Here is a 13,547-nt window from a genome sequence, read left to right as displayed (position 1 = left end):
CTGGAGTCGGTCCCAAGGGTTGGGCTGTTCGCCCATTAAAGCGGTACGCGAGCTGGGTTTAGAACGTCGTGAGACAGTTCGGTCCCTATCCGCTGCGCGCGCAGGAATATTGAGAAGGGCTGTCCCTAGTACGAGAGGACCGGGACGGACGAACCTCTGGTGTGCCAGTTGTCCTGCCAAGGGCATGGCTGGTTGGCTACGTTCGGAAAGGATAACCGCTGAAAGCATCTAAGCGGGAAGCCTGCTTCGAGATGAGTATTCCCACCCTCTTGAAGGGTTAAGGCTCCCAGTAGACGACTGGGTTGATAGGCCAGATGTGGAAGCCTGGTAACGGGTGGAGCTGACTGGTACTAATAGGCCGAGGGCTTGTCCTCAGTTGCTCGCGTCCACTGTGTTAGTTCTGAAATAACGAACGGCCGTGTTTTTATCCGGTGTTGGTTAATTTCATAGTGTTTCGGTGGTCATTGCGTTAGGGAAACGCCCGGTTACATTCCGAACCCGGAAGCTAAGCCTTTCAGCGCCGATGGTACTGCAGGGGGGACCCTGTGGGAGAGTAGGACGCCGCCGAACAATTTTTCCGGGAAAGCCCCGTGCCTTGTGGCACGGGGCTTTTCTGTGTTCCAGGGCCGACCGGCGGCCCACGCCACCCACGCTACCTACGCCACCCGCATGACCGGCATGACCCGCATGACCGCCACCCGCATGACCCGCGCGAACGAGCGGCGCCCGAGAGCCACGACGCCGGCCGACCGGGATTATGAGCATCCCCGGATCCCGTGTATGGTTTACCTCGTTGCCACAGCGCAACGAGGCCCCAATAGCTCAGTCGGTAGAGCGTCTCCATGGTAAGGAGAAGGTCTGCGGTTCGATTCCGCATTGGGGCTCAGAGAAAAGAGAAAGGCCCCCGCCGCTGGCGGGGGCCTTTCGCGTTGAGGGTCACACGCGGGGCGGTTCCGGGACGCGCATGGCCAGGATCGCCATGTCGTCCGAGGCCGGCTCCGCGGCGAAGCGTTCCACGGCCCGCAGAATGCGGGAGGCGACCGCTCCGGCCGTCAGGCCCGTACAGGTGGACAGGACGTCCGCGAGGCCGTCGTCGCCCAGCATGCGGCTTCCCTCGCGGCGTTCGGTGACGCCGTCCGTGACGCACAGCAGGACGTCGCCCGGGTTGAGGACGACCTCCTGCTCGTACAGGTCGAGGTCCTCGAGGACGCCGAGCAGGGGCTGCGGTTCCGCGGCGGACTCGACGGAGCCGTCCTGGCGCAGGCGCAGCGGCAGCGGGTGGCCGGCGCAGACGACCTTCAGGAGGGCGCTGCCGTCCTCCTGGGGCCACAGCTCGCCGTACAGGAGGGTCAGGAAGCGGCTGCGGGCGCCCTCGTCGAGGATCGCCGCGTTGAGGCGCTCCAGGACCGCCGGACCGCCGAAGCCCTCGCGGGCCAGCAGACGCAGCGCGTGCCGGGCGAGGCCTGTGACGGCGGCGGCCTCGGGCCCGGTACCGCAGACGTCGCCGATGGCGAAGCCGTATGCCCCGTCGCTGATCGGGAAGACGTCGTAGAAGTCGCCGCCGACCTCATTGCCCTCGCCCGCGGCACGGTAGATGACCTCGATCTCGACGTTCGGCACGTCGGGGAGGCCCGGGGGCAGCAGGCTGCGCTGGAGGGACTGGCTGATCGCCATGCGCTCCGAGTACAGGCGGGCGTTGTCCAGGGCCAGGGCGGCCCGGCGCGAGAGGTCCTCGGCCAGTTCCAGGATCTCCTGGCGGAAGTGGTCGTCCGAGGGCTTCCCGAGCGTCAGCATGCCGATCACGCGGTTGCGGGCGACCAGCGGAAGGACCACGGTTTCGCCGCCGACGGCCTGGGCCGTGGCGAGGATGGTGCGGGTGGCCGTGCTCATGCTCAGCGGCGCGTCGTGCTGCAGGCTGCGGGTCGAGGTGGTCAGCGCGGCACGGTGACCGGCCTCCGAGGGCGCGGCCCAGACACGGGCGCCCGGGGTCGGTACCGGATCGGGCGGGGCGATCCTGGAGAGCAGCGCCTTGAGCCCGTCGATGAGGTCCTCGTCCTCGTGGAGCACGTAGGAGAGGTACGGCTCGGAGGACTGGTCCGCGATCGTGTAGACGGCGCACCAGGTGGCCAGCGTCGGGACGGTCATCTGGGCCATGAGCGCGAGCGTCTGGTCCCGGTCGAGTGTGCCGGCCAGCAGGTCGGAGGCCTCGACGAGGAAGGACAGGGAGCCGCGGCGCAGCCGTTCCAGCTCGCCCAGTCGGGCGGACTCCACGGCCAGCGCGATGCGGTCCGCCGCGAACTGGAGGCGCAGGGCCTCCTCGTTGGTGTAGCGGCCCGCCGCTTCCGCCGAGACGCCGAGGGAGCCGGTGAGGCGGCCCTCGACCTTCAGCGGGACCGTGACGACCGAGCGCATCCCCGTGTCGGTGAGCAGGGGCACGGCACCGGGGACGGCCGTGAGGTCCTCGTGGACGGCCGGCATCCGGGCGGAGCCGTAGCGTCCCGTCCCGGCTTCCACGGGGACCCGGGCGAAGCGCTGGCGGGCCGAGGGGAGGCCCGTCGTGGCGCGGACCTCCAGCTCCGTCTCGTCGTCCGTGGCGAGCAGGAGGAACGCCGCGTCGGCGTCGAGCATGTCGCGTGCCCGCTCGACCGTCCGCTGGAGGAGGCCGTCGAGGTCGTCGGGGGCCGGGGAGCCGATGAACACCTCGAACGGGTCCGCGGTGCGGTGGTCGGAGGAGGCGTCGGAGACCGGGGCGCGGGCGGGGGACTGGAGCACGGCCCGCTCGTCGTCGCGGACGAGGAGACAGACCGTGGAGGGTTCGCCGTCGGTGTCGCGGACCCGCAGGTGCGAGGAGTAGACGGCGATGGTCCGGCCGTCAAAGCCGCGGATTCCGTAGCTGCCCTCCCAGCGGGAGAGCTGGAGGGCGTCGGCGATGCCGGTGTTGGTCCCCGGGGTGTGCGGCCAGGCCACGAAGTCGGTGAACTGCTTGCCGGTGACCTGTTCCGCGGTGTGCCCGAAGACGTACGTGGCGTCGTCGTTCCACGCGCTGATCGCGCCGGTGCTGTCGATCTGGACGACGGCGACCCGCACGCGCTGGTCGGTGACGGGGAGCAGCGAGGTGGGCAGGACCGGGCCGGCGGAGCGGATGCCCACGGGCCGGTCGGGCAGGTCCAGCTGGAACCAGACGTGCTTACGGGTGGGGGAGTACTCGACACCCCAGCGGGAGGCCAGAGCGGCGCAGAGCAGCAGACCGCGGCCGTTCTCGCGGTCGGGGCTGCCGAAGTCGAGGCCGTTGCTCTGGAGCGGGACCTCGCGTTCCGGATAGTGGTCGGCGACCTCGACGCGGACGCCGTCCGCGCTGCGCAGGCAGAGCACGTCGGCCGCCGTCCCCGCGTGCACGACGGCGTTGGTCACGAGCTCACTGGTGAGGACGACGGCGTCGTCGACGACATCGTTGTAGCCCCACCCCTGGAGCGTGTCCCGGACGAAGGCGCGGGCGGTCGCGACGGAGCGCCCGACCGGTTCGAAGGTGGCGGCCGCGCGCGCGGTGATCACAGCACTCCCCATATGGTGTCTCGTCGCTTTCCCGAGTCCTGTGCCCGTTTATCGCCGCTTCGATTCGCTTGCCAGGCTAGACGTTCGTCGAGGGTGCCGGTTACACGAGGGCCGAGTTCGGGACAGGACGGTCTTGTAGTGGTGCGCGGGCGCACAAGTATGGACTCCGGGTGCAAGGGATGGGGGGCAACCGGGACAGGTTGCCCGCCGACCGGTCCCGGCCTGGTACGTTGCAACGATTTGACGTCCGCCCGGTCACCCGTTGACGGTGTGCTGTGGCGGTGAGCCAAAGTGGAACTGGGCAAGCTTCCTTATAGGCCCGAGTGAAACGGTCAACCCCTGCGGGAGGGACACGGTGGAGTCTGGCGTGGCGGCGCAGGGTTCGAAGGCGCGTACAAAAGGCGGACAGTCCGTGAAAAAACAGCGCAATGGCACCGTCGAGGTCGACGCGGCAGCCCTGAACAGGCTGCTCGCGGGACTCGTGGCGATGCGCGACGGCAACTTCCGCCGGCGGCTCACCGTCTCCGGCGACGGTGTGATGACGGAGCTCTCAGCGGTCTTCAACGAGGTCGCCGACCGGAACCTTCATCTCACCGGTGAGCTGGCCCGGGTACGGCGCGTGGTCGGCCGGGAGGGGAAGCTCACGGAGCGGCTGGAGACGGGCGCCTGCGAGGGCTCCTGGGCCGCCGCGATCGACGCCTCCAACGAGCTCGTCGACGATCTCGCGCGACCGGTCTCCGAAGTGGGCCGGGTGCTGTCGGCGGTCGCCGACGGTGATCTGGAGCAGCGGATGGAGCTGCGGTCGCACACGACGGACGAGACGGTCCGGCCGCTGCGCGGCGAGTTCCTGAAGGTCGCCCGTACGGTCAACAACCTGGTCGACCAGCTGTCGGTCTTCACCGAGCAGGTGACCCGGGTCGCCGTCGAGGTGGGCACCGAGGGCAAGCTCGGGGGCCAGGCGCAGGTGCGTGGGATGTCCGGATCCTGGAAGGACCTCACGGACTCCGTCAACACGATGGCGTACCGGCTGACGGCCCAGGTGCGGGACATCGCGCTGGTGACGACGGCGGTCGCCAAGGGCGATCTGTCGCGGAAGGTCACCGTCCATGTGGCCGGTGAGATGCTCCAGCTGAAGAACACCGTCAACACGATGGTCGACCAGTTGTCCTCGTTCTCCTCCGAGGTGACACGCGTCGCCCGTGAGGTGGGCACGGAGGGCGAGCTGGGCGGTCAGGCGACCGTGCCGGGTGTGGCGGGCGTATGGAAGGACCTCACCGACTCCGTCAACACGATGGCGGGCAACCTCACCTCTCAGGTGCGCGGTATCGCGGAGGTGACGACGGCGGTCGCCAGCGGTGACCTGACGCAGAAGGTCACGGTGAGCGCGCGCGGCGAGGTCGCGCAGCTCGCCGAGACGATCAACCAGATGACCGAGACGCTGCGCACCTTCGCGGACGAAGTGACGCGGGTGGCGAGCGAGGTCGGTGGCGAGGGTCTGCTCGGCGGTCAGGCGCAGGTGCCGGGCGCGGCCGGGACGTGGAAGGACCTCACCGACTCGGTGAACACGGTCTTCCGGAACCTGACGACCCAGGTGCGCGACATCGCGCAGGTGACGACGGCGGTGGCCAGCGGCGACATGTCGCAGAAGGTCACGGTCGACGTGGCCGGGGAGATGCTGGAGCTGAAGAACACCGTCAACACGATGGTGGACCAGCTCCAGTCGTTCGGTTCCGAGGTGACCCGGGTGGCCCGGGAGGTCGGCGTCGAGGGCCGCCTCGGGGGCCAGGCCGAGGTGCCGGGGGCCGCGGGGACGTGGAAGGACCTCACCGACTCGGTGAACACCGCGTTCCGCAACCTGACCGGTCAGGTCCGGGACATCGCTCAGGTCACCACGGCGGTCGCGAACGGTGACCTGTCGCAGAAGGTCACCGTGGACGTGGCCGGGGAGATGCTGGAGCTGAAGAACACCGTCAACACGATGGTGGCGCAGCTGTCCAGCTTCGCCGACCAGGTGACGCGGATGGCCCGGGACGTGGGCACCGAGGGCCGCCTCGGTGGTCAGGCGCGCGTGGACGGTGTGTCGGGTACGTGGAAGGAACTCACGGACTCCGTCAACTTCATGGCCGGCAACCTCACCTCTCAGGTGAGGCAGATCGCGCAGGTGACGACGGCGGTGGCGCGGGGCGACCTGTCGCAGAAGATCGACGTGGACGCCCGGGGCGAGATCCTGGAACTGAAGAACACCATCAACACGATGGTCGACCAGCTGTCCGCCTTCGCCGACCAGGTCACCAGGGTCGCCCGCGAGGTGGGCACGGACGGGCGTCTCGGCGGTCAGGCGCAGGTGCCGGGCGTGGCCGGAGTGTGGCGCGATCTCACCGATTCGGTGAACGGTATGGCCGGAAACCTCACCGCTCAGGTCCGTAACATCGCGCAGGTCGCCACGGCGGTGGCGCGCGGTGACCTGTCGCAGAAGATCGACGTGGACGCCCGGGGCGAGATCCTGGAGCTGAAGAACACCCTCAACACGATGGTGGACCAGCTGTCCAACTTCGCGGAGCAGGTGACGCGGGTCGCCCGAGAGGTGGGTACGGAGGGCATCCTCGGCGGTCAGGCCGAGGTCCAGGGTGTCTCCGGTACGTGGAAGGACCTCACCCAGTCCGTCAACGGCATGGCGAACAACCTGACCCTCCAGGTCCGCAACATCGCCGAGGTCACCACCGCGGTCGCCAAGGGCGATCTCTCCAAGAAGATCACCGTCGATGCCAAGGGCGAGATCCTGGAACTGGTCACGACCGTCAACACGATGGTCGACCAGCTGCTGAACTTCGCGGACGAGGTCTCGCGCGTGGCCCGCGAGGTGGGTACCGAGGGCATTCTCGGCGGTCAGGCGCGGGTGCGCGGGGCGACCGGCATCTGGAAGGACCTCAGCGAGAACGTCAACCTGATGGCCAACAACCTGACCAGCCAGGTGCGCAACATCTCCCGGGTCTCCTCGGCGGTCGCCAACGGCGATCTGACGAAGAAGGTCACCGTGGAGGCGCGCGGCGAGGTCGCGGAGCTGGCCGACACGGTCAACACGATGGTGACGACGCTGTCCTCGTTCGCGGACGAGGTCACGCGTGTGGCCCGCGAGGTGGGCACCGAGGGCGAGCTGGGCGGTCAGGCCCGGGTGCCGGGAGTCGCCGGTACGTGGAAGGACCTCACCGAGTCCGTGAACTCGATGGCCTCCAACCTGACCGGCCAGGTGCGGCAGATCGCCACGGTCACCACCGCCATCGCCAAGGGCGACCTGACCAAGAAGATCGACATCGACGCGCGCGGTGAGATCCAGGAGCTGAAGAACACCATCAACACGATGGTCGACCAGCTGTCCTCGTTCGCGGAGCAGGTGACCCGGGTCGCCCGCGAGGTGGGCACCGAGGGGCAGCTGGGCGGTCAGGCGCGGGTGCGGGACGTCGACGGCACCTGGCGCGACCTCACCGAGTCGGTGAACGAGATGGCCGGGAACCTGACCCGTCAGGTCCGCGCCATCGCGGCCGTCGCCACCGCGGTGACCCGCGGCGATCTGAACCTGAAGATCGACGTGGACGCGGCCGGCGAGATCCAGGTCCTCCAGGACAACATCAACACGATGATCGCGAACCTGCGCGACACCACCCTCGCCAACAAGGAGCAGGACTGGCTGAAGGGCAACCTGGCCCGGATCTCCGGCCTGATGCAGGGCCGCCGCGATCTGGACGACGTGGCCTCGCTGATCATGAGCGAGCTGACGCCGGTGGTCTCGGCGCAGCACGGCGCGTTCTTCCTGGCCATGACCGCGGGCGACTCGGACGAGGTGGGTCCGGACGACGGTGCGGCCAGCGCGTACGAGCTACGGATGCGGGGGAGTTACGGCTACTCGGCGGGTTCGATGCCGACCTCGTTCCGGCCCGGGGAGACGCTCATCGGGACGGCGGCCGAGGAGAAGCGGACGATCCAGGTGGACAACGTGCCGCCGGGCTATCTGAAGATCTCCTCCGGGCTGGGAGAGGCTCCTCCGGCGCATGTGATCGTGCTGCCGGTGCTCTTCGAGGGCAAGGTCCTCGGCGTGATCGAACTGGCCTCCTTCCAGCCGTTCACGCATATCCAGCGGGACTTCCTCAACCAGCTCGCCGAGATGATCGCGACGAGCGTCAACACGATCAGCGTCAACACCAAGACCGAGAAGCTTCTGGAGCAGTCGCAGGAGCTGACCGAACAACTGCGTGACCGCTCGCAGGAGTTGGAGAATCGGCAGAAGGCTCTCCAGGCGTCCAACGCCGAACTGGAGGAGAAGGCCGAGCTGCTGGCCCAGCAGAACCGCGACATCGAGGTGAAGAACACCGAGATCGAGGAGGCGCGGCAGGTGCTGGAGGAGCGGGCCGAGCAGCTCGCGGTCTCGATGCGCTACAAGTCCGAGTTCCTGGCGAACATGTCGCACGAGCTGCGTACGCCGCTGAACTCGCTGCTGATCCTCGCCAAGCTGCTGGCGGACAACGCCGAGGGCAACCTCTCGCCGAAGCAGGTGGAGTTCGCCGAGACGATTCACGGGGCCGGCTCCGACCTGCTCCAGCTGATCAATGACATCCTCGATCTGTCGAAGGTCGAGGCGGGCAAGATGGACGTCAGCCCGACCAGGATCGCGCTGGTCCAGCTGGTCGACTACGTGGAGGCGACCTTCCGCCCGCTCACCGCGGAGAAGGGGCTCGACTTCTCCGTACGGGTGTCGCCGGAGCTTCCCGCGACGCTGCACACCGACGAGCAGCGCCTGCTGCAGGTGCTGCGCAACCTGCTCTCCAACGCGGTGAAGTTCACCGACGGCGGTGCGGTGGAGCTGGTGATCAGGCCGGCCGGCGCCGATGTGCCCAACGCGATCCGGGAGCACCTGCTGGAGGCCGGTTCGCTGCGGGACGCGGACGCCGATCTGATCGCCTTCTCGGTCACGGACACCGGCATCGGGATCGCGTCCAGCAAGATGCTGGTGATCTTCGAGGCGTTCAAGCAGGCGGACGGCACGACGAGCCGGAAGTACGGCGGTACCGGCCTCGGTCTCTCGATCAGCCGGGAGATCGCACGGCTGCTCGGCGGCGAGATCCACGCGGCGAGCGAGCCGGGACGCGGTTCGACCTTCACCCTGTACCTGCCGCTGCACCGGGCCGAACTGCCGCCCCAGGGCTACCCCGCGACGGGTTCCGGTTCCGCCGAGGTGCTGGGCGGCGCGGGCGATATGGGGCACGCGCAGGGCCAGCCGGCTCCGTTCGGCGATCCTGCCAACTCCGCCGGGTTGTTCCGGCGGCGGCGCAAGGCCCTGGAGGACGCGGCCCGCAGGCCCGCGCTGCCGACCGGCCGGACCGCGCCCGAGGGCTCCCCGCAGCAGGAGGAGTGGGTGCAGGCGCAGGGGAGTCAGGGCGAGAGCCAGGCGCAGGGCCCGCCGGCTGCGGAGGAGAGGGAGCCCCGGCGGACGTTCCGCTTCCGCGGGGAGAAGGTCCTCATCGTCGACGACGACATCCGCAACGTCTTCGCGCTCACCAGCGTGCTGGAGCAGCACGGACTGGCGGTGCTGTACGCGGAGAACGGCCGTGAGGGCATCGAAGTCCTGGAGCAGCACGACGATGTGACGGTCGTACTGATGGACATCATGATGCCCGAGATGGACGGTTACGCGACGACGACCGCGATCCGTCGGATGCCGCAGTTCGCGGGGTTGCCGATCGTCGCGCTCACCGCGAAGGCCATGAAGGGCGACCGGGAGAAAGCCATCGATTGCGGGGCTTCCGACTATGTGACGAAGCCGGTCGATCCTGATCACTTGCTTGCGGTGATGGAGCAGTGGATGCACGGGGAGTGACGGAGATGGGAAGAAGTGAGCATCAGTTGTTGACCGACTGTGCTCGAAGGGGTGTGAACCCGCCGTACTCGGGGAACCTTCTGGTCCCCAACCGCGTTTGCGGTATGTGCACAGTGACATCGCGGTGACAGGGTGTGGTGACGGGCGGGGTGCGGCTACCATGACCGGCACAAGGACGGACGGCGTAAGGGAGTCGTCCCCTGGGGCGGCACCCGGTGCATTTCCGGGGCGAGGAGGACGGGCCATGGTGCAGAAGGCCAAGATCCTCCTGGTCGATGACCGGCCGGAGAATCTGCTGGCGCTGGAGGCCATCCTCTCTGCGCTCGATCAGACACTGGTCCGGGCATCGTCAGGGGAGGAGGCGCTCAAAGCGCTGCTCACGGACGACTTCGCGGTCATTCTGCTGGACGTCCAGATGCCGGGCATGGACGGTTTCGAGACAGCCGCGCACATCAAGCGGCGGGAGCGGACCCGGGACATCCCGATCATCTTCCTCACCGCGATCAACCACGGTCCGCACCACACCTTCCGCGGCTACGCGGCCGGCGCGGTGGACTACATCTCGAAGCCGTTCGACCCATGGGTCCTGCGGGCCAAGGTCTCGGTCTTCGTCGAGCTGTACATGAAGAACTGCAAGCTCCGCGAGCAGGCCGCGCTGCTGCGGCTCCAGTTGGAGGGCAACGGCCACGCGGGCGGCGGGCGCGAGAAGGAGCCGGCCGGTCTGCTGGCCGAACTCTCCGCGCGGCTCGCGGCGGTCGAGGAGCAGGCCGAAGCGCTCTCCAAGCAGCTCGACGACGAATCCGCGGACGCCGCCGCGGTAGCCACCGCCGCCCACCTCGAACGCAAGCTGACCGGCCTGCGCCGCGCGCTCGACGCCCTGGAGCCGGGCACCGGCGGGGGTACGGGCGTGCTGCCCGCCCAGAGCTGACGATCTCCGGCCCCTCCGGCTCGGCGTGTGCCGGCCGCTGCCGTGAGGCGGCGTCAGTTCCCGGCCCCCTGCGGGCGACACGGTCGGGTGAACCCGTAGGCGAACGTATTCACGGGCGACGACAGCGGTAACCTCGGCACCATGGCCTCACGTACGTCCGGCAAGGGTTCCCAGGGCGCGGCGGGCGCCGCGAAGCGCGTCGGCCGTACCCCGGGCCCGGCGAAGAAAGCCGCGCCCGCCAAGAAGACCGCGCCCAAGAAGTCGGCTGCTCCCGCGAAGAAGGCCCCCGCGAAGAAGGCGGTGGCCAAGAAGCCCGCGCCCAAACCCGCACCGTCACCCACCGGAGGCGTCTACCGGCTGGTGCGGGCGGTCTGGCTCGGGGCGGCGCACGGCGTCGGCGCGCTGTTCCGCTCGATAGGCCGTGGAGCCAAGGGGCTTGACCCCGCCCACCGCAAGGACGGACTCGCCCTACTGCTGCTCGGCCTGGCGCTGATCGTCGCCGCGGGCACCTGGTCCAACCTCCAGGGACCGGTCGGCGACCTGGTCGAGATGCTGGTGACCGGGGCCTTCGGCCGGCTCGACCTGCTCGCGCCGATACTGCTGGGCGCGATCGCGGTGCGGCTGATCCTGTACCCGGAGCGGCCCGACGCCAACGGCCGTATCGTCATCGGGCTCTCCGCCCTGGTCGTCGGGGTCCTCGGCCAGGTGCACATCGCCGTGGGGTCGCCGGGCCGGGCCGAGGGCACCGAGGCGATGCAGGACGCGGGCGGGCTGATCGGCTGGGCCACCTCCAAGCCGCTGATCTTCATGATGGGCGAGGTGCTCGCCGTACCGCTGCTCGTGCTGCTGACCGTGTTCGGGCTCCTCGTCGTCACCGCCACCCCGGTCAACGCCATTCCACAGCGGCTGCGTCAGCTCGGCGTCCGCCTCGGCATCGTGGAACCGGCGCCCGAGGCCGGCGAGGGGTACGAGGACGACGACGAGCGCTACGACGAACAGTGGCGCGAGGCGCTGCCCGAGCGGACTCGTCGGCGCGGCGCGCGGCGCACGGACGCGGACCCGGTCCACGACCACGACGAGGCCGAGGCCGAGGCGCTCACCAAGCGCAGGAGGCCCCGCAGGCCCTCCGCGCAGCCCGCGATGAACCGGCCGCTGGACGCGGTGGACGTCGCCGCTGCCGCTGCCGCCGCGCTCGACGGGGCCGTGCTCAACGGCATGCCGCCCTCGCCGGTCGTCGCCGACCTGACCCAGGGCGTCTCCGCGGACCGGGAGCGCACCGGGACGCCCGTCCCCGGGGCCCGGGAGGCCGAGCGGGACGGAGCGGGGAAGGCGGGGGCAGGGCGCAGGCAGGACCGGTCCGGTGAAGCGCACGACGCGACCGGCGGTGACGCCTCCGGCCGGTCCGGCGCCGTTCCCGACCTGACGAAGCCCGCACCGGAGCGTTCCGAGGGCCTGCCCGCCCGCGCCGAGCAGCTCCAGCTGTCCGGCGACATCACGTACTCGCTGCCCTCGCTCGACCTGCTGGAGCGCGGCGGGCCGGGCAAGACCCGCAGCGCCGCCAACGACGTGGTCGTCGCCTCGCTGACCAACGTCTTCACCGAGTTCAAGGTCGACGCCGCGGTCACCGGATTCACCCGGGGCCCGACCGTCACCCGTTACGAGATCGAGCTCGGCCCCGCCGTGAAGGTCGAGAAGATCACGGCGCTGGCCAAGAACATCGCGTACGCCGTGGCCAGCCCGGACGTGCGGATCATCTCGCCGATCCCCGGCAAGTCCGCCGTCGGCATCGAGATTCCCAACTCCGACCGCGAGATGGTCAACCTCGGCGACGTGCTGCGCCTCGCGGACGCGGCCGAGGACGACCACCCGATGCTCGTGGCGCTCGGCAAGAACGTCGAGGGCGGCTACGAGATGGCCAACCTCGCCAAGATGCCGCACGTCCTGGTCGCCGGCGCCACCGGCTCCGGCAAGTCCTCCTGCATCAACTGCCTGATCACCTCGATCATGGTGCGGGCCACCCCGGACGACGTACGGATGGTCCTCGTCGACCCCAAGCGCGTCGAACTCACCGCCTACGAGGGCATCCCCCACCTCATCACCCCGATCATCACCAACCCCAAGAAGGCCGCAGAGGCGCTCCAGTGGGTCGTGCGGGAGATGGACCTGCGCTACGACGACCTCGCCAACTTCGGCTACCGGCACATCGACGACTTCAACCACGCGGTGCGCAACGGCAAGTGCAAGGCGCCCGAGGGCAGCGAGCGGGAGCTGTCCCCGTACCCGTACCTGCTGGTGATCGTCGACGAGCTGGCCGACCTGATGATGGTGGCCCCGCGCGACGTCGAGGACTCGATCGTCCGCATCACCCAGCTGGCCCGCGCGGCCGGCATCCACCTGGTGCTCGCCACCCAGCGGCCCTCGGTCGACGTGGTGACCGGCCTGATCAAGGCCAACGTCCCCTCCCGGCTCGCTTTCGCCACCTCCTCCCTCGCCGACAGCCGCGTCATCCTCGACCAGCCCGGCGCCGAGAAGCTCATCGGCAAGGGCGACGGGCTCTTCCTCCCGATGGGCGCCAACAAACCCACCCGTATGCAGGGCGCGTTCGTCACCGAGGACGAGGTCGCCGCCGTCGTCCAGCACTGCAAGGACCAGATGGCCCCGGTCTTCCGGGACGACGTCGTGGTGGGCACGAAACAGAAGAAGGAGATCGACGAGGACATCGGCGACGACCTGGACCTGCTCTGCCAGGCCGCCGAACTGGTCGTCTCCACCCAGTTCGGATCGACCTCGATGCTCCAGCGCAAGCTCCGGGTCGGCTTCGCGAAGGCGGGCCGGCTGATGGACCTGATGGAGTCCCGCAACATCGTCGGCCCCAGCGAGGGCTCCAAGGCGCGCGACGTCATGGTGAAACCCGACGAGCTCGACGGGGTGTTGGCCGTCATCCGCGGGGAATCCGCTCCGTAACGGATGCGCCTCCGTAAAGGTTTTGTGGGCAACCGTTTCGTACGGTCGTACGTCCAGTTGAAGGGAGGACGGAACCATGCTCCTCCCCGCAGCTCGCTCCGTCTCCACCTCATCCGCACCCCCACCCCGTTCGGCCCACTACAGGTTGACCAGTCCTCGATCGGGGCTGTGCTCCGTCCCCGCTCCGCCCCGGAGCCGGTGGCGGGGCCGTCCGGCGAACCCGATGGCGTACAA

At 69.1% G+C, this 13,547-nt stretch carries 4 protein-coding genes, 1 tRNA gene and 2 rRNA genes; 6 read left to right on the top strand and 1 reads right to left on the bottom strand.

Annotated elements, in window-relative coordinates:
* From ACH4KB_RS13260 to ACH4KB_RS13250, 3 genes are all read left to right on the top strand, one after another.
* Positions 1 to 374, top strand: a 23S ribosomal RNA gene (locus tag ACH4KB_RS13260); the annotation flags it as partial.
* Positions 375 to 453: 79 nt separating this feature from the next.
* Positions 454 to 570: ribosomal RNA gene (rrf, locus tag ACH4KB_RS13255) — 5S ribosomal RNA — on the top strand.
* A gap of 241 nt (positions 571 to 811) precedes the next feature.
* Positions 812 to 884, top strand: a tRNA-Thr gene (locus ACH4KB_RS13250).
* Between the two features lie 52 nt (positions 885 to 936).
* Here the strand turns inward: ACH4KB_RS13250 and ACH4KB_RS13245 are convergent.
* Complete coding sequence (locus ACH4KB_RS13245) at positions 937 to 3,564, bottom strand: SpoIIE family protein phosphatase (RefSeq protein ID WP_398066051.1); 2,628 nt, start codon at positions 3,562 to 3,564, stop codon at positions 937 to 939.
* Positions 3,565 to 3,964: 400 nt separating this feature from the next.
* Between ACH4KB_RS13245 and ACH4KB_RS13240 the strand changes: the two genes are divergently transcribed.
* The 3 genes from ACH4KB_RS13240 (at position 3,965) to ACH4KB_RS13230 (ending at position 13,313) form a co-directional block, all read left to right on the top strand.
* On the top strand, positions 3,965 to 9,421 hold the full coding sequence (locus ACH4KB_RS13240) for a HAMP domain-containing protein (protein WP_398066050.1): 5,457 nt from the start codon (positions 3,965 to 3,967) through the stop codon (positions 9,419 to 9,421).
* 244 nt (positions 9,422 to 9,665) lie between these two features.
* On the top strand, positions 9,666 to 10,349 hold the full coding sequence (locus tag ACH4KB_RS13235) for a two-component system response regulator (RefSeq protein WP_398066049.1): 684 nt from the start codon (positions 9,666 to 9,668) through the stop codon (positions 10,347 to 10,349).
* Between the two features lie 141 nt (positions 10,350 to 10,490).
* On the top strand, positions 10,491 to 13,313 hold the full coding sequence (locus tag ACH4KB_RS13230; RefSeq protein ID WP_398066048.1) for a DNA translocase FtsK: 2,823 nt from the start codon (positions 10,491 to 10,493) through the stop codon (positions 13,311 to 13,313).
* The last annotated feature ends 234 nt before the right edge of the window (positions 13,314 to 13,547 follow it).

Origin of the sequence: Streptomyces sp. NPDC017520, from assembly GCF_044329855.1 — a bacterium.
In the GTDB taxonomy this organism is placed as follows: Bacteria; Actinomycetota; Actinomycetes; order Streptomycetales; family Streptomycetaceae; genus Streptomyces.
The sequence above is the reverse complement of the archived record's forward strand: the minus strand, read 5'-3'. Positions and strand labels throughout refer to the sequence as shown.

Coding starts and splice junctions, on each gene's coding strand:
- ACH4KB_RS13245 (WP_398066051.1), bottom strand. CDS start 3,564: ATGGGGAGTGCTGTGATCACCGCGCGCGCGGCCGCCACCTTCGAACCG.
- ACH4KB_RS13230 (WP_398066048.1), top strand. CDS start 10,491: ATGGCCTCACGTACGTCCGGCAAGGGTTCCCAGGGCGCGGCGGGCGCC.
- ACH4KB_RS13235 (WP_398066049.1), top strand. CDS start 9,666: ATGGTGCAGAAGGCCAAGATCCTCCTGGTCGATGACCGGCCGGAGAAT.